The 17,105-nt window shown below is 65.0% G+C and carries 20 protein-coding genes; 4 read left to right on the forward strand and 16 right to left on the reverse strand.

What is annotated here, in order from left to right:
* Nucleotides 1–13: 13 nt before the first annotated feature.
* From EAO27_RS08915 to uvrC, 7 genes are all read right to left on the reverse strand, one after another.
* Complete coding sequence (locus EAO27_RS08915; RefSeq protein ID WP_242779714.1) at nucleotides 14–805, reverse strand: LysR family transcriptional regulator; 792 nt, start codon at nucleotides 803–805, stop codon at nucleotides 14–16.
* Complete coding sequence (gene apaG, locus EAO27_RS08920) at nucleotides 802–1,203, reverse strand: Co2+/Mg2+ efflux protein ApaG (protein WP_242779716.1); 402 nt, start codon at nucleotides 1,201–1,203, stop codon at nucleotides 802–804. The genes EAO27_RS08915 and apaG overlap by 4 nt, the downstream gene beginning before the upstream one ends.
* 17 nt (nucleotides 1,204–1,220) lie before the next feature.
* Entirely contained in the window at nucleotides 1,221–2,429 is a 1,209-nt protein-coding gene (locus tag EAO27_RS08925; protein ID WP_242780538.1) for an aminotransferase class I/II-fold pyridoxal phosphate-dependent enzyme, read from the reverse strand.
* Nucleotides 2,430–2,433: 4 nt separating this feature from the next.
* On the reverse strand, nucleotides 2,434–3,480 hold the full coding sequence (gene leuB, locus EAO27_RS08930; protein WP_242779718.1) for a 3-isopropylmalate dehydrogenase: 1,047 nt from the start codon (nucleotides 3,478–3,480) through the stop codon (nucleotides 2,434–2,436).
* A gap of 182 nt (nucleotides 3,481–3,662) precedes the next feature.
* Nucleotides 3,663–4,400 (reverse strand): DNA repair protein RecO, encoded by a 738-nt coding sequence (gene recO, locus EAO27_RS08935; protein ID WP_242779720.1) that lies wholly within the window; start codon nucleotides 4,398–4,400, stop codon nucleotides 3,663–3,665.
* A complete protein-coding gene (locus tag EAO27_RS08940; protein ID WP_242779722.1) occupies nucleotides 4,388–4,780 on the reverse strand; it encodes a PaaI family thioesterase in 393 nt (130 codons plus the stop codon). Before EAO27_RS08940 ends, recO begins: the two co-directional genes overlap by 13 nt.
* Nucleotides 4,781–4,840: 60 nt before the next feature.
* Nucleotides 4,841–6,775, reverse strand: a complete 1,935-nt coding sequence (gene uvrC / locus EAO27_RS08945; RefSeq protein ID WP_242779724.1) for an excinuclease ABC subunit UvrC — start codon at nucleotides 6,773–6,775, stop codon at nucleotides 4,841–4,843.
* Between the two features lie 72 nt (nucleotides 6,776–6,847).
* Between uvrC and EAO27_RS08950 the strand changes: the two genes are divergently transcribed.
* Together EAO27_RS08950 and EAO27_RS08955 are read left to right on the forward strand one after the other, a co-directional pair.
* Entirely contained in the window at nucleotides 6,848–7,567 is a 720-nt protein-coding gene (locus EAO27_RS08950; protein ID WP_242779726.1) for an SDR family NAD(P)-dependent oxidoreductase, read from the forward strand.
* A gap of 13 nt (nucleotides 7,568–7,580) precedes the next feature.
* Nucleotides 7,581–8,228: a glutathione S-transferase family protein gene (locus tag EAO27_RS08955; protein WP_242779728.1), complete on the forward strand. Its 648-nt coding sequence runs from the start codon at nucleotides 7,581–7,583 to the stop codon at nucleotides 8,226–8,228.
* 56 nt (nucleotides 8,229–8,284) lie between these two features.
* Here EAO27_RS08955 and EAO27_RS08960 read toward each other — a convergent pair whose 3' ends face one another.
* The 8 genes from EAO27_RS08960 to EAO27_RS08995 all read right to left on the reverse strand — a co-directional run bounded on the left by EAO27_RS08960 (nucleotide 8,285) and on the right by EAO27_RS08995 (nucleotide 14,906).
* Nucleotides 8,285–8,827 (reverse strand): F0F1 ATP synthase subunit B, encoded by a 543-nt coding sequence (locus tag EAO27_RS08960; RefSeq protein ID WP_242779730.1) that lies wholly within the window; start codon nucleotides 8,825–8,827, stop codon nucleotides 8,285–8,287.
* The gene (locus tag EAO27_RS08965) at nucleotides 8,820–9,320 is read right to left on the reverse strand and encodes an ATPase (protein WP_242779732.1); all 501 of its coding nucleotides are present in this window, start codon (nucleotides 9,318–9,320) and stop codon (nucleotides 8,820–8,822) included. Before EAO27_RS08965 ends, EAO27_RS08960 begins: the two co-directional genes overlap by 8 nt.
* An 84-nt stretch (nucleotides 9,321–9,404) precedes the next feature.
* On the reverse strand, nucleotides 9,405–9,632 hold the full coding sequence (locus EAO27_RS08970; RefSeq protein WP_003044110.1) for a F0F1 ATP synthase subunit C: 228 nt from the start codon (nucleotides 9,630–9,632) through the stop codon (nucleotides 9,405–9,407).
* Between the two features lie 41 nt (nucleotides 9,633–9,673).
* The gene (locus EAO27_RS08975; RefSeq protein WP_242779734.1) at nucleotides 9,674–10,459 is read right to left on the reverse strand and encodes a F0F1 ATP synthase subunit A; all 786 of its coding nucleotides are present in this window, start codon (nucleotides 10,457–10,459) and stop codon (nucleotides 9,674–9,676) included.
* 68 nt (nucleotides 10,460–10,527) lie between these two features.
* On the reverse strand, nucleotides 10,528–10,848 hold the full coding sequence (locus EAO27_RS08980; RefSeq protein WP_242779736.1) for an AtpZ/AtpI family protein: 321 nt from the start codon (nucleotides 10,846–10,848) through the stop codon (nucleotides 10,528–10,530).
* Nucleotides 10,849–11,104: 256 nt separating this feature from the next.
* Nucleotides 11,105–11,467 carry a YdbL family protein gene (locus EAO27_RS08985; RefSeq protein ID WP_242780540.1) on the reverse strand — a complete coding sequence of 121 codons (363 nt, stop codon included), beginning with the start codon at nucleotides 11,465–11,467 and terminating at the stop codon, nucleotides 11,105–11,107.
* A 65-nt stretch (nucleotides 11,468–11,532) separates the two neighbouring features.
* A complete protein-coding gene (locus EAO27_RS08990) occupies nucleotides 11,533–11,748 on the reverse strand; it encodes a YnbE family lipoprotein (protein WP_242779738.1) in 216 nt (71 codons plus the stop codon).
* On the reverse strand, nucleotides 11,745–14,906 hold the full coding sequence (locus EAO27_RS08995) for a YdbH domain-containing protein (RefSeq protein WP_242779740.1): 3,162 nt from the start codon (nucleotides 14,904–14,906) through the stop codon (nucleotides 11,745–11,747). The genes EAO27_RS08990 and EAO27_RS08995 overlap by 4 nt, the downstream gene beginning before the upstream one ends.
* A gap of 158 nt (nucleotides 14,907–15,064) precedes the next feature.
* On the opposite strand from EAO27_RS08995, the gene radC reads away from it, so the two are divergent.
* On the forward strand, nucleotides 15,065–15,745 hold the full coding sequence (radC, locus tag EAO27_RS09000) for a DNA repair protein RadC (RefSeq protein ID WP_242779743.1): 681 nt from the start codon (nucleotides 15,065–15,067) through the stop codon (nucleotides 15,743–15,745).
* A 228-nt stretch (nucleotides 15,746–15,973) separates the two neighbouring features.
* Nucleotides 15,974–16,387, forward strand: a complete 414-nt coding sequence (gene rnk / locus EAO27_RS09005) for a nucleoside diphosphate kinase regulator (RefSeq protein ID WP_242779745.1) — start codon at nucleotides 15,974–15,976, stop codon at nucleotides 16,385–16,387.
* A gap of 95 nt (nucleotides 16,388–16,482) precedes the next feature.
* Here rnk and EAO27_RS09010 read toward each other — a convergent pair whose 3' ends face one another.
* Complete coding sequence (locus EAO27_RS09010; RefSeq protein WP_242779747.1) at nucleotides 16,483–16,968, reverse strand: calcium-binding protein; 486 nt, start codon at nucleotides 16,966–16,968, stop codon at nucleotides 16,483–16,485.
* Nucleotides 16,969–17,105: the final 137 nt, after the last annotated feature.

Here is a 17,105-nt window from a genome sequence, read left to right on the forward strand (position 1 = left end):
ACTTGAAAACACTCTAGGCGGTCAACGCAGCGACGAGCGCCTTGACCTTCGCCTGTCGCCATTGCGGTGTCGGCGCGACAAGCCAGTAGCCGCGCTTCGCGGCAAATGCTTCGCGCACCACACGCACCCGGCCCGACGCGATATCGGCTTCGGCGAGCATCGCGGGGACATTGGCCTGCCCCAACCCGTTCGCGGCCGCGTCGATCGCGAGCCCGGCGTCGCCGAGCCGCAACGCGGGTTCGCCGTCGTCGACCGGACACCCCGGCCAGGCAATGCGCGTATCGCTTTCGCTGCCCGGTCCAGCCACGGTGACCATCGTCGCCTCCGACAGCGCAACCCCTTCATGGTCGCCCGCGCCATCGGTCCAGAAGATTGCAAGGTCGAGGTTCGCCTCGGTAAAGTCGATCCCGCCGTCCGCCGACACAAGCGTGAAGCGCACGTCGGGGGCCTGCTGGCTGTAACGCGCGAGCCGCGGCGCCAGCCATTTGGCGGTCAGATCGCGCGGTGCCGCGATCGTCAGCGACTGCGAAGACTGCCCGGCCTGCATCGCACGCACCGATTCCTCGAACTGCAAAAAGCCCTGGCGCAGCGCGTCGAGCCCCGCATGCGCTTCGCCGGTGAGTTCGAGTCCCTTGGGGGTGCGGCGGAACAGCACGACCCCCAGCATATCCTCAAGCGCCCGAATCTGTTGCCCGACGGCGGCGGGGGTCACGGCCAGCTCGTCGGCGGCGCGGGTGAAGCTCAGGTGGCGGGCGGCCGCGTCGAACACGCGCAGCGCATTGAGCGGCAAATGGGTGCGTTTCATGGGGCGGTCGCAGGCATCTTCAGGGCAAAATGCGGAATGGCGACCAGCATGTGCGAGCCGTCGGCGGTTTCCATGTCATAGCTGCCGATCATCGACCCTTCGGGGGTCGGCAACGGACAGCCCGACACATAGTCATAAGCGCCACCGGGCTGAATCAGCGGCTGTTCGCCGACGACACCCTCGCCCTCGACCTCGCTCACCTGACCGTGGCCGTCGACGATACGCCAATGGCGGCTGATCAGTTGAACTGCGCCGTCGCCATGATTTTCGACCCGCACATGATAGGCCCAGAACCAGCGACCAAGCGACGGATGCGATTGTTCGGGCAAGTAGCTCACCGCGACGCGTACCGTCACGGTTCCGGTCGTTTCGGCGTAGGGAAAGAAGGAGTCGATCATCACCCTGCCAGAATCGCCTAAAGCCCGACCCTGGTCAATGCCTGGTCCAGATCGGCGATCACGTCGCGCGGATCCTCCAGCCCGATATTGATCCGCAACATGCCCTCGACCACTCCCATGTCGGCGCGAGCCTCAGCACTGACGCCGTAGTGGGTCGTCGAGGCAGGGTGACAGCAAAGGCTTCGAGAATCGCCGATATTGTTCGAAATATCGACCAGTTCGAGCGCGTTGAGGAAAGCCATCGCCTGTTCGCGTCCGCCATCGAGAATGAAGGAAAAGATCGGTCCGCAGGCTGCCATCTGGCTCATTGCCAGATTGTGCTGCGGATGGCTGGCGAGCCCCGGATGGAGCATTTGCGCGACGCGACCTTCGATGGCGCGCCCCACGGCGAGCGCATTCTCCGACTGGCGCCGCGCCCGCAGGTCGAGCGTCTCGAGCCCCTTCAGCACCACCCAGGCATTGAACGGCGAGAGGTTCGGCCCGGTGTTGCGCTGGAACGGAAGCAGAACATCGTTGATGAATTTCTCGGTTCCGCACACGGCACCGGCAAGGACACGCCCCTGCCCTTCCATCAGCTTAGTCGCCGAATAGGCCACGACGTCGGCACCGAAATCCATCGGGCGCTGGAGCACGGCGGTCGCAAAGGCATTGTCGACGACACTGGTAATGCCATGCGCCTTCGCCAGTCCGCAGACATGTTTCATGTCGACGATGTCCATCGTCGGATTGGCGGGAGTTTCGAAGAAAAAAACCTTGGTGTTCGGCTTGATCGCGCGCTCCCACGCGTCATTGTCTCGCCCGTCGACGACGGTGGTTTCGATCCCGAAGCGCGGACACAGATGATCGACGAGCCAGCGGCACGAACCGAACGCAGCCTTCGCCGCAACGACATGATCACCGGCGGACAATTGGCACAGCAGGGCGGTCGTCATCGCCGCCATGCCGGTCGCCTGGACGCGGCACGCCTCGGCACCCTCGATCAGCGCGATACGTTCCTCGAGCATCGCGACGGTCGGGTTCTGCAGGCGCGAATAGGTCATACCGGTTTCTTCGCCGGCAAAACGCGCCGCGACTTCCTCGGCGCTTTCATAGGTGTAGCCCGAGGTGAGGAAGAGCGCCTCCGACGTCTCGCCATGCTCGCTGCGCCACGTGCCGCCGCGCACCGCCTGCGTCGCGGGCTGCCATTGGCGCGTCTTGCTGCGATCGAAACCCGTCGTCTTCTTCATCATCTTATCCGTTCAAAGCCGAAACCACCGCATCGCCCAATGCCGTCGTTCCCATATTGCCCCCCAGATCGGCGCCGCGGCATCCGTCAGCCAGCACCCTGGCCACCGCCGCCTCGATCCGCGCCGCGCTCGACTCGTCGCCGCCCGAATGGCGCAGCAGCATCGCGAGCGACAATATCATCGCCAGCGGGTTGGCAACGCCCTTGCCCGCGATATCGGGTGCGCTGCCGTGGATCGGTTCGTACAACCCCTGCGTGCCCTCGCTCAGCGAAGCCGATGCGAGCAGCCCGATCGAGCCCACGCACATCGACGCCTGATCGGACAGGATGTCGCCAAACAGGTTCCCGGTAACGACGACGTCGAACTGGCCGGGGTTGCGCACGAGCTGCATCGCGGCGTTGTCGACATACATATGGGTGAGCGCCACGTCGGGATATTCGCGGGACACTTCGACAACGACGTCGCGCCAGAGCTGCGACGTCTCCAGCACATTCGCCTTGTCGACCGAGCACAGCCGCTTCTGCCGCCCTTGCGCCGCACGAAAAGCGACGTGCGCGATGCGTCGTACCTCACTCTCGCTATACGCCATGACGTCATAGCCTTCGCGCTCGCCGGTCGCGGTCGTGCGCGTGCCCTTTTCGCCGAAATAGACGTCGCCGTTGAGCTCGCGCACGATCAGCAAGTCGATCGCCGAGGCGACTTCGGGGCGCAATGCCGACGCATCCTCCAGCCCCGGAAACAGCTTGGCGGGACGCAGGTTCGCGAACAGCCCCAGTTCGGCGCGGAGACCGAGGATCGCCTGTTCGGGGCGCAGATGGCGTTCGACATTGTCGAAACGCGGGTCGCCGACCGCACCGAAAAGGATCGCGTCCGCAGCCCTGGCCTTTGCCAATGTCTCGGGAGGCAGCGGATGCCCGGTGGCTTCATAGGCCGCTCCGCCGACGAGTGCGCGGTCGAGCACGACAGGCAGCGCGAGTGCAGCCAGCACCTTTTCGGCCTCTGCCATGATCTCGGGACCGATGCCGTCGCCGGCCAGCAGCAGGATGTTCAATTCTCGCCCTTTCGTTTCCGAACGCCACGCGCTCGAAATACGCCGTCCGCCCCGATTTCTTTCGAAGGGCCGCTCTGCTCTGGCGCCGCCACGAATTAGGACGATGCTTCGACTAGCTCAGCACAAACGGAAAGGGCATACAGCCGTGGTGTGACGCTGCCCCTCTAGGCAGCACGGCCGCCTCACGCAACCGCCCTCTTGAGCCGCGCGATCAATCTTTCCCTCGTCACCAGCAAGTCATGATTGCGTCCGTCGAGCAGGTCGCGATCGAGGAAATGACCCGTGATCACCAGTCCGTCGAGCGCGTCGGGCAACGACGGATCGGGGTCGGCGCCGCGCAGGAACGGCGGCAGGCGAAACAGGCGTGCCTCGTAACCCGCGGCCGCCGCGATGCTGACCGCGCCGCCCGACCGGGGGCTGACGAAGGCGAGATCATGCGCCGCCCCGCTGGCCACGCACTGGTCGAGATCGAGCCCGAAACCGAGTTCGGCAAGCAAAAGCAGTTCGTAGCGTGCCAGCGCCGCCGCCCATTGCCGCGCCGCCGGTGCGACGCCGATCGCGTCGAGTAGCGCCGACAACGCGGCGTACAGCGCGGGATAGGGCTGGCTTTCGGGCAGAGTGGCGGCGGTCAGGCTGGTCACCCAGTCGATTGCTGCGGCAGGCAATGGCTCGGCGAGCAGCGGTGCGCGGCTCTCCAGCAATTCGGCCGTCGCTCCGGCAAGCTGCTCTTCGGTCCGTGCCCGCAGTTCGAGCGCGATGCGGTTTCCGGGCATCAGGATCGGCCGCAGCCGCCGCGATCGCCCGCCGCGGACATAGCCGGCGACGAGCCCCGCCTCGCGCGTCAATGCGCGCAGGATCGCGCCATGCTCGCCGTGCGCGCGTACCGCACAGACGATCGCCTCGGCGCTCAGGCTGGCCAAAGCGCCATCTGCGTCTGCGTCACCAACGCGACTTCGGCGCCCTCTTCGGTGCGGATGCGCGTCTGCCACACCGACAGGCGTTTGCCGATCTTCACCGGCACCGCTTCACCGACGAGCACCGACCCGACCGGACCGCCGCCGAGGAAATTTGTCTTGCTCTCGATCGTCGTCGTGCCCGTCGCGCCCTCGGGCAGGGTCAGGAACGCCCCGACCGCTCCCAGACAATCGGCAAAGGCCATGATCGCGCCGCCGTGGACGATGTGGCCCGCGGTACAGATTTCGGGCCGCACGGGAAGCGTTCCGGCCACGCGGTCCTTCGTCCCTTCCTGAATTACGACGCCCAGCGTCCCGGCAAGCGGCATGGCGGCTGCAAAATCCATGATCCGTCTTCTCCCTGTTGCGCCATCTCGGCGGCGACCGCCGCCGAGAGACGTCGTCCTTCATCCGCCGGGGTTGTAGAAATCATACACCGCCTGCGCGACCCCCGCGCTCACCCCCGGCGCGCGTTTCAAATCGTCGAGGCTCGCCCCACGGATCGCACGCGCGGTGCCGAAGTGCATCAGCAGGGCCTTCTTGCGCGCCGGGCCGATGCCCGGCACCTCGTCGAGCGGCGAGCTTCCCGTCGCCTTCGCGCGCTTCTGCCGGTGCGCGCCGATCGCAAAGCGGTGCGCCTCGTCGCGCAGCCGCTGGATATAGAAGAGCACGGCATTGTTCGGCGGCAGCGTGAATTCGCGCCCGTCGGGCAGGTAAAAAGTCTCGCGTCCGGCGTTGCGATCGGGTCCCTTGGCGACGCCGACATAGGGAAGATCGTCGATTCCGAGCTCGGCAAACACATCCGACACCGCCGACACCTGCCCCTTGCCGCCGTCGATCAGCACCAGATCGGGCCATTCGCCTTTCGTCCGTTCGGGATCCTCCTCGATCGCGCGCGCGAAGCGGCGCTGGAACACCTCGCGCATCATCGCGAAATCGTCGCCCGGTTGCGTTTCGGCACGCTTGATGTTGAACTTGCGGTACGCGCCCTTGATCCAGCCCTCGGGACCCGCAACGACCATGGCGCCGAGCGCATTGGTGCCCTGGATATGGCTGTTGTCGTAGATCTCGATCCGCTGCGGTGGCGCATCGAGGTCGAACAGGTCGGCGAGTTCGCGCCCCAGCTTCGCTTGGCTGCTGCTCTCGGCGAGCCGGCGGTCGAGTTCCTCGCCCGCGTTGCGCACCGCCTGTTCGAGCAACCGCTTGCGGTTACCGCGCTGCGGCACGCTGATCTCGACCTTGCGCCCCGCCACTTCACCGAGCGCTTCGGCGAGCAATGTGCATTCGGCGGGCTCGCGGTCGACGAGAATCGTCTTCGGCGGCGGCACCCCCTCGTAAAATTGCATCAGGAAGCTTTCGAGTACCTCCTCTTCGGGCACACCGGCGACATGCGCGGGAAAGAAGCTGCGATGCCCCCAATTCTGCCCGCCGCGGATGAAGAAGCCTGCGACGCAGAGTTGCCCACCCTTCGCCGCGAGCGCGAAAACATCGGCATCCCCCAGCCCGTCGGCGTGCACCGACTGGCTACCCTGGATGAAGGTCAGCGCCTTCAGCCTGTCGCGCAGCACCGCCGCCTGCTCATAGTCCATGGCCTCGGCTGCCTTTGTCATCGCGTCGCCGAGACGCTTCTGGACGGCAGTGGAGCGCCCTTCGAGAAAGTCCTGCGCATCGCCCACCAGCGCGGCATAATCATCCTTGCCGATGCGATCGACGCACGGCGCCGAGCAGCGGCGGATCTGGTAGAGCAGGCATGGCCGCGAACGGTTCGCGAAAAAACTGTCGGTGCAACTGCGCAACAGAAAGGTCTTTTGCAGCGCGTTGAGCGTCCGCGCTACCGATCCCGCACTCGCAAACGGCCCATAATAACGTCCCTTCGCGCGCCGCGCGCCACGATGCTTCTGCACCCTGGGGAAGTCATGATCGGTGCGCAGCAGGATGAACGGAAAGCTTTTGTCGTCGCGCAGCAGCACATTATACGGCGGGCGATAGCGCTTGATCAGTTGCGCTTCGAGCAGCAGCGCCTCGGCCTCACTGTTGGTCGTGACGATTTCCATCGCGCGCGTCTGCGACACCATGCGCTGGAGGCGCTGCGGCAGTCGCGCGACTTGCGTATAGTTGGTCACGCGATTCTTGAGCGCGCGCGCCTTGCCGACGTACAGCACATCGCCGCGCGCATCGAGCATGCGGTAGACGCCGGGGCGCGTCGGAAGCTTGCGAACGACGCCGCGTATCACTTCGGCGCCGCGCTCGAGGTCGGGCTTGTCACCCTCCTCACCGCTGCCGCGGATCACATATGTCGCTTTCTCTTCGTTGAATCGATCGGGAGCGTTCGGGCGAGCCATGATTTTGCATGTAGGCGAGGACGATGCGAGCCGCCATAGTGCGACAGGTAAAACCACCATGGGAGGGGTCGCATGGACGTTCGCGGGAAAACGGCATTGGTTACCGGCGGCAGCGACGGGATCGGTCGGGAAATTGCGCTGCAGTTGCAGGGATTGGGCGCCGATGTGATCGTCAGCGGGCGTTCGCCGGAAAAACTGCAGGCGATGGCTGCGCTGGGGTTCGGGATCATCGTCGGCGACCTGTCGGGTCCCACCGGGATCGATGCGGTGGTCGAAGGCGTTGCGGGCAAACCGCTCGCACTGCTGGTCAACAATGCCGGCGTCGGCAGCGACTATGCGCTCGACGATATCGCTTCGCTGGCCAGCGCGGCGCAGTGCATCGACACCAATTTCTACGCACCGATCGCCGTGACCACCCGCTTGCTGCCTCAACTCAAAGCGCAGGGCGAGGCGATGATCGTCAACGTCACATCGGGTCTGGCGATCGCGCCGCGCGCCGGCGGGCCGATCTATTGCGCGACCAAGGCCGCGCTGCGCAGCTATACCCAGGCCGTTCGCTACCAGCTCAAGGACAGCGGCGTGAAGGTGCTGGAAGCCCTGCCGCCGCTGGTCGCAACGAACATGACCACCGGGCGCGGCGGCAAGATGATGAGCGCGGCGGACTGCGCCGCCGAGATCGTTGCGGGGATCAAGGCGAACCGCGCGGAGGTTGCGGTGGGGCAGACCAAGCTGCTGCGACTGGTACACAGCATGTCTCCCGCGCTCGCGCGGCGGATCATGATCAAATTTTGAAGGGCAACGACATATGATCACGGTGTATGGCGAAGGCCGCGGGTTCCGCGTGATGTGGCTGCTCGAAGAGATGGGCCTCCCCTACCGACCGCGACCGGTCGACCTCCTCGACGGGATCGAGAATGATCAGGAGTTTCTCGTGATCAACCCCGCCGGTTTCATCCCGGCGATCGTCGACGGCGATACGGTGATGGTCGAGTCGATTGCGATCATGCAATATTTGCTGGCCCGATACGGTCCGGGTTCGCTGGCACCGGCAGTCGGTGACGCAGATTTCGCGACCTATCTGCAATTCCTGCATATGGGCGAAGCGGGGCTGGCAGGACCCGTCAATGCGATCGTCGCGACCGACATCCTGGCGCCGGAAGCCGAGAAGGGCAATTGGACCACCCAATGGGCGCGCGGCATTTTCGAGAGTCGGCTCGGACTGGTCAGCCGGCAACTGGCAAGCACGCCATATATCGCCGGTGAGCGCTTTACCGCTGCCGATATCTCGGTGACCTATGCGCTGCAGTTCGCCGAACGGACCATCGGTTTCGGACATGGCGCGATCGAACGAGCCTATATCGACCGGACCACCGGGCGCGCCGCTTATGCAAGGGCGATGGACAGCTGCCCCGCAACCAAGGCCTGGGTAGCCGGGCTTGCGGGGCAAGGCTGAAAGCAAAACGCCCGCGGAAATCCGCGGGCGCCCTGTATTCAGCTGCGTGGCAAACGTCAGGCTTTTGCGACCGCCGCGATCGCGTCGTCGACCAGCGCCTTGTCCGCCTTGGCGTCGTGCTTGTCGGCGATCAGCTTGGCTGCGGCCTCGGTAGCGGCCTTGGCGGCGGCAGCACGGACTTCGCTCAACGCGGTGGCTTCGGCCGCGGCAATGCGATCCTCGGCCATCTGTTTGCGGCGCGCGATCAGCGCGGTGGCGTCGGCTTTCGCCTTTTCGACGAGCGCCTCGGCTTCGGCGTCGGCGCGCGCGCGAAGCTCTTCGGCTTCCTTCGCCGCACGGGCGAGCTTGGCCTCATATTCAGCCTTCAGCGACTCGGCATCGAGGCGCAGCTGTTCGGCTTCGTTGAGCTGCTTCGAAATCTCGGCGATCTTGCCGTCGAGCATCGCACCGATTGCCGCAGGCACTTTTTTCCACGCAAGAATACCCAGAAAAACGAGCATCGCGATCGACACCCACACGGTCGCATCCATCCCGAACGCGGTCGGAGTGGCGTGCGCCTCGCCCGCGGCTTCCGAAAGGAAAAGTCCGAAATTAGCCATGGAGCACCGCCTTCACTGCCGCTTTGCTGTCCGCCGCAGCCACCGTCACGCCCGACAGCTTGGCAACGAGATCGCTCGCCGCTTCGGCCGCGACCGATTCGATCTCGGCCATCGCCGACGAACGCGCCGCCGAGACGTCGGCCTCGGCCGAAGCCAGCTTTTCGGCCATCTCCGCATCGACCTTCGCGAGACGCTTTTCGGCGTCCTTCGCGGCCTTGCCCTTGGCATCGGCCACGGCCTTCTGCGCCGCGGCACGGCTCGCATCGCTTTGCTGGCGGTAGTTTTCTTCGAGGCTGTCGGCGGCGGCATGCGCCGCCTTCGCCGCCGCCAGATCGTCCGCCACCTTGCGGTCGCGGGCGTCCACCGTCGCTTCGATCTTGGGCAGCATGCCGCGACCGATCACGACATAAATGCCGGCGAACACGACGAGCAGCCAGAAAAGCTGCGAGGCAAGATACCAATTGTCAGCGGTAAGCTGGGCTATCTGGGGCATGAAAGGCGAGCCTTAAACTTTTGAAAAACCTGCGCAGGCAAAACCGGTCCCGCCGGGACCGGCATCACCCGATATCGTCCGAAATCAGACGACGAAGAGCAGGATCATCGCAACGACGAACGCCAGCAGGCCGAGAAGTTCGGCAGCGGCGAAGCCGATGAACAGGCGGCCCTGCTGACCGTCGGCGGCGGCGGGGTTGCGCAGCGCGCTTTCGAGGAAGCTGCCGAACACATTACCCACACCGATGGCGGCCATGCCGGCACCGATAGCGGCCAGACCGGCACCGATCAGCTTTGCTGCTTCTGCGTCCATTATCGTAACTCCTTGGTAGAATCGTTTGGTTTTAAACGGGATTAGTGAAGGTTGACCGCATCGTTGATGTAAAGCGAGGTCAACAGGGCGAAAACATAGGCCTGGATGCCGGCGACGAGCAGCTCGAGCGCGCTGATGCCGATCATCAGGGTAAAGCTGAGCAGCGACACGACCGAGCCGATCACGACATTTTCAGCGTTGAAACCGTTGATGACGAAACCCGACAGCACCTTCAGCAGCACGTGACCCGCGGTCATCGCGACGAACAGACGCAGGCCAAGGCTGAACGGGCGGATCATGAAGGAGATGAACTCGATCACGGCGATGAAGGGAATCATCGGCAGCGGCGTACCGTGCGGCACGAACAGCGAGAAGAAGTGCAGGCCGTGGCGCCAGAAACCGACGATGAGCACGATCGAAAAGGAGAGGAGCGCAAGAACGCCGGTGATCGCGATATGGCTGGTGACGGTGAAGGGGTGCAGCCCGAGCACGCCGAGCGGCAGCATGCCGAGCAGGTTGCAAAAGAGGATGAACATGAAGAGCGAAAAGACATAAGGCGTAAACTTGCGCCCTTCACTGCCGATATTCGCGGTCATCATGCTCGAGATGAAACCGGTGAAGCCCTCAACCGCGGCCTGCCAGCGGCCGGGAACGAGCTGGCGACGCATGCCGCCCCACATGAACAGGCCGAGTACCATCGCCGCGATCACCATCCACAGCGCGCTGTTGGTGAACAGGATCTCGTGACCGCCAAGGTTGAAGCCGCCGCCAAGCGGGGTCACCTCGAACTGGTGCATCGGGTCGATCTTGCCGGATTCCGCCGCCACTCTTCACTCCACGCGCATTGCGGGGCGGCACATCAGGCCGTCCCGCGGAAAATTTCGCCTACATCCCGCTATTTGCGGGGCGTCGATGTCAGGCGGATGATATTCCGGAACGCCACGACGATTCCCATGAACAACATCCCCAACAGGCCCCAGGGCGAGGTTCCCGCAAAACGGTCGATCAGCCAGCCGAACAGCGCTCCGCCGATCATTCCGCCCAGCAGTTCGGCCAGGACGCGGTTACCGAGCCGGTAATTGGCATCGGATTCCGGCCCGGCGTTTACCGCGGTCCGTTTCGCCTCTGCGGCTTCGGCCCGGTCCAATCGCTCTTCGAGCGAGACCAGGCGCGAATCCTCCGAAGCTGGTTCCGGATCGCTGCCGTTCCCCGTCATCTCTTGCCATCCTCCTGAAACAGAGCGGGAAACTCCCGATTCTGCCTGCAAAAAAAGGCCCGAAAATCCGGGGGACCCCTAAGGCGCGGTCCGTTTAGGAATGCCGCCCCATTAAGTCAATGCCCGCGCGCAGCCGCGACGCAATAGTCTGTGCAGGTGCACAAAATGCGGCGACCTTCCGCAAACGAAAATGCCGCCGCGTTTAGGGGCGCGGCGGCATTGGGCACCCTCGGGCGCCATCGTTGCAGCAAAGACTTCAGGGACAGCGCGAATCCCGCACCGGCGCGCCGCTGTCGCGCGTCTTCCAGCTACCGTCGGGCGCCTTGTACTTCTCGCCCGGCTTGGTCTTGTTGATGAGGTTGCACCCGGTAACGAACGCAAATTGCTCGACCGTGCTGCCCGCAGGCGCGCCGCTGGTATAGGCAGCCTTGCGCTTGATATTGATGTCGTTGACGATGTCGCGCACCGCCGGGGTCGGCGTCGAAACAAAACCGAGATAACCGTCGGGTTGCTCGCCGATCTGGCCCGCCGAACGCGCGGCTTCATACGCCGGGTCGCGCTGCGCCATCGCCGAGGGCACAGCAAACGCCAGCGCCGCGGTCACAGCCACGGCAGCCATCGCGATTCCGGTCGGTTTCCACATATTCTTGCTCATCTCAATCATTCCCCAGTCTTTCCAAGACCTCAGAATATCTCGCTATTCTGTTCGATCAGCTTCTTGGCGTCACCATCCAGCCTGTACACGATTTCCTGCTTGATGTTGATGTTCAGGTTGATCTCGATCGGTTTGTCGGGGGTGTCGATCTGAACGCAGGCGGTCAGCCCCGCCGCTCCGATCACCACCGCCAGACACCGACCGCCGATGGCCAGCCTCCTCGCTTTTTCTCTTGTCATCGTCATTGCACGGGCTCGCTTGCTGGGGGCTGAACGGTGGGCGGACTGGTTGCGGCTGCTTCGGCATCCTGTTGCGCCTGCATCAGCGCGCCCAGATTCTGTTCGATGTAGATCGCCGGATCATAAAATCCCTTGGCCGAAGTGATCAACTGGCGGAAGGGGGCCTGAATCTTTACGTTGAAGACGAAGGGCAGCTTGGCGACCTGCCGGGTGATGAAATTCTGCGTCGCCCCCTGCCCCTGCCCGACGCCCCCGAAGCGGATGTCGGTCACCATCTCGCCGTCGAGATCGCCGTTGAGGATGATCGTCAGATCGTCATATTTCAGCGAACGGAGCGCACCGAAAGCGAAATTGGCAATCGCACCAAGGTTACGGTTCGACAATTCGCCGACATAGGCAAGCGTACCACCGCCCGCCCGGGCATCGATCCGTCCATCGACAATCCGTCCGCCGAGCCCGCTGAACTCGATCGGCAACGTACCGTCGAATTTTCCGGTCGCGTTGATGTTGTCGAAGCCGAAATTCTGGAGGAAGATCGCGGCATCGACCCCGACGATGTCGAACGTCAGACGCCGCGGCTGATCGGTGTTGAAGTTGAGCGTCGTCGGATGGAGCAGCAGTTCGCCGCCGGCGAACGGCCAGCGGCCGCCCTGAATGCGGATGCGATTGTCGCCGAGCAGCTGATATTCGATCGTGCCGTCGATCACCGGTATGCCCGGATTGACCTCGGCCATCGTCACCTTCTGGTTCGGAACCGAATGCAGGCCGATCAGGTCGTCGAAAGTCAGCGTCGTGGTCAGCCCGTTCACCGGACCGAAGGCCGCGGCAAGATTGGCGTCCGTCGTCGCAAAGGTCCCGCGGCTGGTCACGCCCGCCGGAGACCAGTCGATTCGACCCTCGCCGCGCACCGTCCCCTGCACATTGGCGACGACGCCGAGCGCGAGACGTGTGAGCTGGTCGGGCTGGAACGCGTCGCCGAATCGCAGTTCGCCGATATCGAGGCTGGCGAAACCCGTGCCCCCGGTCAGTTCGTGGCGAATGACCGTGTCAAGGATCTTGGTCCCCGTCCGCCGTTCGGCGAAACCCGCCGTCGCATCGATGACCCCATCCCTGAGCACGAGCCGCGCATTCTCGCTGAACAGCGGAAAGAAGCGCGCGTCGGGTTCGGCGTCGGTGAGCAGCATCCTGCCGTCGAGTGCGAGCGCTCCGTCGGCGAAGCGCCAGCCACCGTCGATCTCGTTCATGTTGAGCGGCACCGCACCGATCCTGGCCGCCGCCCCGGCGAGATCGCCCGCCATCCCGCGCCCATCCGGTCGACCGCTCAGGCGCGCTGCGGTGAACCAGGTCGCATCATCCCCCTCGCCGAGCCGGACATCGGCGCCCGCCAATGACCAGCGCATCGTGGCAAGGTCGAAATCCGCCGGTCCCGATGCCAATGTGAAGAGCGACGTTCCGCTCGTCCCCCGGAGCGCGATGCGCGGGACGCGAACCTGGCCCTTGATCCCGCCCGGTCCCATCGACAGCAGCGGTTGTCCCGCGCGGCTGCACAGGTCGATCGCCGGCGCGGCGAAGCCGAACCCGCTCACAGCGATCCGGTCGGCTGCGACGCGGCTGCACCCGCCGTTCAGCGCCAGCGTGCCGGTTGCGCCCAACGCCCCCGCCAGCGGCACGCGAAGCCGTTCGACGCGGCCACCGGCGATCGGCCCGCTCAGCTCGGCGAGTGTCGTAAAGCGCATCGCGCCGCCCGGCCCGCTCGAAAAGCGGACCGGCTGCATCGCGAGCCGCGCATTCCCCGCAACATAGGGCTCCATCCGCGCGAGCCCGCTCAGCGTCCCGTCGGCGCGCCGGTCGAGATCGAGCATCCCCGCGGGCAGGTCGCCGCCACCGAAGCGCCATTGCCCCTGCACGGTGAATGCCGGCCTGGCCGTGGCAAACAGCCATGCGATTCGGCTTTCGGGACTGCCCGCGAGCCGCGCGCCGCTCGCGCTGGAAATTTCGGGCGCGATGAGCTCGATCCGCGCCGTCCGCCCTTCGCCGACGAGCGCGAAATCGGCCTTGCCGCCGACGCTGGCCAGCATCCGCGCAACCGCACCGGTGGCCTTGCCCGCCAACGGCCCGACGGGGGTGCCGTCGAGTCCCTTCGCGCTCGCCGCAATCCGCTGGCGCAGCGAGGGGCTGGCCGCCGCCTGCGCGAAGCGCAGGCTTCCCACGAATCGCGGCGCGGCATCCCCCACTTCACCTGTGGCGTCGATATCGACCCGGCGCGCGGCAAAGTCGGGGCCCGTCAGCCATACCGCCTCGCCATCAAAGGTCAGCGCCGTCCGTGCTGCGTTGCCCTTGAAGCCCGCGAGCAGCGCGACGCGCTCGGCGCGGGCTGGGCCGGCCGCAAGTGCCGCAACCACAGCGTCGGCGCGACCATCCCAACTCGCCAGATCTTCGCCCAGCGTCACGTCGAGGGCCACCTGCGGTGCCGTCGCGGCGATCGCTCCGTCCGAGCAGGTCATGCCCCGCCCGCGCAGGGCGCCTTTCAATCGCGGCTTCATGCCTCGTACCGTCACCGGACCGTAAAAGCTCATCGCCTCCGCGGCGCAGCCGCCGGCAATCACGCGCGGCGCCAGCAGCGCCAGCGTTCCCGCAAAATTGCGCTGCAAATGTCCCTTGCCGCTCAGCGCCGCGCCTACCGTGCCCCACGGGGTCTCGATCCGCGCCCGGGCGTCGCTCAGTGTCGCGGCCAGATCGGGCAAGGCCAGCGGATCGGTACTCGTCGGATCGCGGAATTTGTCGAGCGCGCCGAGCGACAGCCGCCCGTCCATGAACCGGCCGTAAAGCCGTACACCGTCGGCGGTGATCGACGACACATACGGGCCACGCCAACCATAGCCCAGCGCGACCTCGACGCTCCTTGCCGTCAGGTCGGGGCGTTTCGGATCACCGATGACGACGTTCGACAGGCGCTCGGTACGGAGCCCGATCTCCTCGATTTGGTAACTCGCGGGCACACCGAGCGTGTCGAGCTGTTCGCGCACGAACCGGTCGGCGATCGGCTCGCGGGCGAGCCACAGCGCGCCCACCAGCACGATCAACGCGCCGCTCGTCAGCCAGCGTTTCTTGATACGACGTCGGCGCTTCGGCACATTTTCGCTATCGGCGATGTCGTCGGTCATGGCGCCTTCTGCTGATCCTCTCGCGCCCCGACGGGTTCGCCCTGTGCAACGAGATAACGCCGAAATGGCGCAAATGGCTGCGAAAAACAGGACGGTGCCATAAGCGCGAAACCTTATGGCCGTTGAGTGCGACCGACAAGCGGGTTATTCCCGGCTCGATGGGGGACGAGGCAGATCATGCAGGCCACCGCGCCCGGCTCCGCAGCCGCCTGCTCGGCGGGGGCGGCGACGCGCTCGCCGACTATGAGCTGATCGAATATCTGCTCGCACTCGCCATCCCCCGCCGCGACACCAAGCCGCTGGCCAAGGCATTGCTGCGTGAATTCGGCTCGCTCGCCCAGCTCGTCAGCTCCGACCCCGAATCGCTGCGCCGCGTGGAGGGGCTCGGCGATAGCGCGATCGCAGCGCTCAAGATCGTCCAGGCGACGAGTCTGCGCATGCTTCGCGGTGAATTCGCCGAACGCCCCCTGCTGTCGAGTTGGGACGCACTGCTCGACTATCTTCGCGCCGACATGGGGCCGCTCGACATCGAACGCGTTCGCGTCCTCTATCTCAATTCGCGAAACATGCTGATCCGCGACGAACTTGCCAGCGAAGGATCGATCGACCAGTCGGCCATCTACGTCCGTGAAGTCGTCAAGCGCGCGCTCGAACTCGGCGCTGCGGCGATCATTCTGGTCCACAATCACCCGAGCGGCAGCCCTGAACCGAGCCGGCAGGATATCGCGATCACCCGCGACATTGCCGACGCCGCCCAACGGCTCGGTATTTCGCTGCATGACCACATCGTCATCGGCGGCTCCGATTATCGCAGCATGCGCGCGATGGGGCTACTCTAGCCGCAGCGGACCCGCTGCATGGCCATTTGACTTTCTCCGACGCCGGTCACATCATCGCGCGATGCAGATTCGACGCGGCCTTCTCCGCTTCCGTTTTCACGGAGGACAGCTTCTCGCGGGCTTTTAGCCCCGGGTTCAGGCGCGACTGCCCCGAACCCGGGGCACATTCCGTCCCAATTCGGCGTGCACGCAAAATTTCGGGCGCCCGCCATTCCGGAAAGTCCGCATATGTCCAAGAAAAAGAACCCGGCGGCGGCGCGGCCGCCCATCCATATGATCGACCGCGAGGCCGACCGGCTGACCGAACTCGCGCTGCAAAAGCAGCACGATCTGCCGCGTCACCACGAACTGCTGCTCGATGAAATCGATCGCGCCAACATTTGCAGCGCCGCCGATATTCGTTCCAACGTCGTCACGATGGGATCGAGAGTGACCTTCACCGACGAAAAAACGGGCAATCAGCGCACGGTCGAACTCGTCTATCCGGGGGAAGCCAATATCGATGCCGGCCGCATCTCGATCCTGACCCCCGTCGGCGCGGGACTGATCGGGCTGAGCACCGGTCAGTCTATCCTGTGGCCCGACCAACGCGGCGCCGAACATCAGCTGACGATCGTCGAGGTCGAGCAGCCCGCGCAGTGACGCCTCCGTTCACGCGCCTCGCCGCGCCGCTACGCCGAACGCGATGAAGCCGCCGGATTTCTCCGACGGCTTCACCACCCGGTCAGGAAGCGCCTTCAGGCGCCGCGCGACAGGAAACTGGTCAGCTCTTCCTTGCTGACGCTGCCCGACTTGTCGGCATCGGCAGCCGAATAGGCCTGTCCGATCCATGTCTGCACCTCGACCGACTCGACGTCGACGCTCGGCTCGGTTGCAGCACGCAGCTTCTTCATCCATGCCGCAAATTCGGCTTCGCTCAACTCGGCGTTCGAATCCGCGTCATAAGTCGGAAACTCCTGGTTCACGATCTGGGCGACCTGCGTCGGGGTGGCTGCGGTGCCCTGCGCTGGTGCCGGCTGAGCAATTGTAGCCTCACCGGCCGGCGGCGTGGTTGACGCATCGGGCGCCGGAGTCGGTTGGGGTGCGGGCTCCGCCGGCTCGCCAGCCGGAGGCGCCGGTTCGGTTTGCGCGGGGGGCGCGTTCGGATCATCGGCCGGCGGCGTCTGCGCCAGCGCGGGAAAGCTGATCGCCGCGGCGCCGATCAAAAGCATTTGTTTCAACATGATACTCTCCTGTTTTCATCAGCGACGCTTCGCCTTGCGCGCCGCTGTCCTGAAGGGGCATGGAGTCAATCGGCCGGAGAAAGCGTAAGTTGCATCGCAGCGCCGATTGGCGAAGCGCCTTGTCCCTGCTAGGGCGC

The sequence above is a fragment of the Sphingopyxis sp. YF1 genome, assembly GCF_022701295.1.
GTDB lineage: Bacteria > Pseudomonadota > Alphaproteobacteria > Sphingomonadales > Sphingomonadaceae > Sphingopyxis.

Bases quoted from the DNA above. Each gene is read 5' to 3' on its own strand.
- EAO27_RS08915 (WP_242779714.1), bottom strand. From the start codon at position 805: ATGAAACGCACCCATTTGCCGCTCAATGCGCTGCGCGTGTTCGACGCG.
- apaG (WP_242779716.1), bottom strand. From the start codon at position 1,203: ATGATCGACTCCTTCTTTCCCTACGCCGAAACGACCGGAACCGTGACG.
- EAO27_RS08925 (WP_242780538.1), bottom strand. From the start codon at position 2,429: ATGAAGAAGACGACGGGTTTCGATCGCAGCAAGACGCGCCAATGGCAG.
- EAO27_RS08940 (WP_242779722.1), bottom strand. From the start codon at position 4,780: ATGGATTTTGCAGCCGCCATGCCGCTTGCCGGGACGCTGGGCGTCGTA.
- uvrC (WP_242779724.1), bottom strand. From the start codon at position 6,775: ATGGCTCGCCCGAACGCTCCCGATCGATTCAACGAAGAGAAAGCGACA.
- EAO27_RS08950 (WP_242779726.1), top strand. From the start codon at position 6,848: ATGGACGTTCGCGGGAAAACGGCATTGGTTACCGGCGGCAGCGACGGG.
- EAO27_RS08955 (WP_242779728.1), top strand. From the start codon at position 7,581: ATGATCACGGTGTATGGCGAAGGCCGCGGGTTCCGCGTGATGTGGCTG.
- EAO27_RS08960 (WP_242779730.1), bottom strand. From the start codon at position 8,827: ATGGCTAATTTCGGACTTTTCCTTTCGGAAGCCGCGGGCGAGGCGCAC.
- EAO27_RS08965 (WP_242779732.1), bottom strand. From the start codon at position 9,320: ATGCCCCAGATAGCCCAGCTTACCGCTGACAATTGGTATCTTGCCTCG.
- EAO27_RS08970 (WP_003044110.1), bottom strand. From the start codon at position 9,632: ATGGACGCAGAAGCAGCAAAGCTGATCGGTGCCGGTCTGGCCGCTATC.
- EAO27_RS08980 (WP_242779736.1), bottom strand. From the start codon at position 10,848: ATGACGGGGAACGGCAGCGATCCGGAACCAGCTTCGGAGGATTCGCGC.
- EAO27_RS08985 (WP_242780540.1), bottom strand. From the start codon at position 11,467: ATGGCTGCCGTGGCTGTGACCGCGGCGCTGGCGTTTGCTGTGCCCTCG.
- EAO27_RS08990 (WP_242779738.1), bottom strand. From the start codon at position 11,748: ATGACGATGACAAGAGAAAAAGCGAGGAGGCTGGCCATCGGCGGTCGG.
- EAO27_RS08995 (WP_242779740.1), bottom strand. From the start codon at position 14,906: ATGACCGACGACATCGCCGATAGCGAAAATGTGCCGAAGCGCCGACGT.
- radC (WP_242779743.1), top strand. From the start codon at position 15,065: ATGGGGGACGAGGCAGATCATGCAGGCCACCGCGCCCGGCTCCGCAGC.
- rnk (WP_242779745.1), top strand. From the start codon at position 15,974: ATGTCCAAGAAAAAGAACCCGGCGGCGGCGCGGCCGCCCATCCATATG.
- EAO27_RS09010 (WP_242779747.1), bottom strand. From the start codon at position 16,968: ATGTTGAAACAAATGCTTTTGATCGGCGCCGCGGCGATCAGCTTTCCC.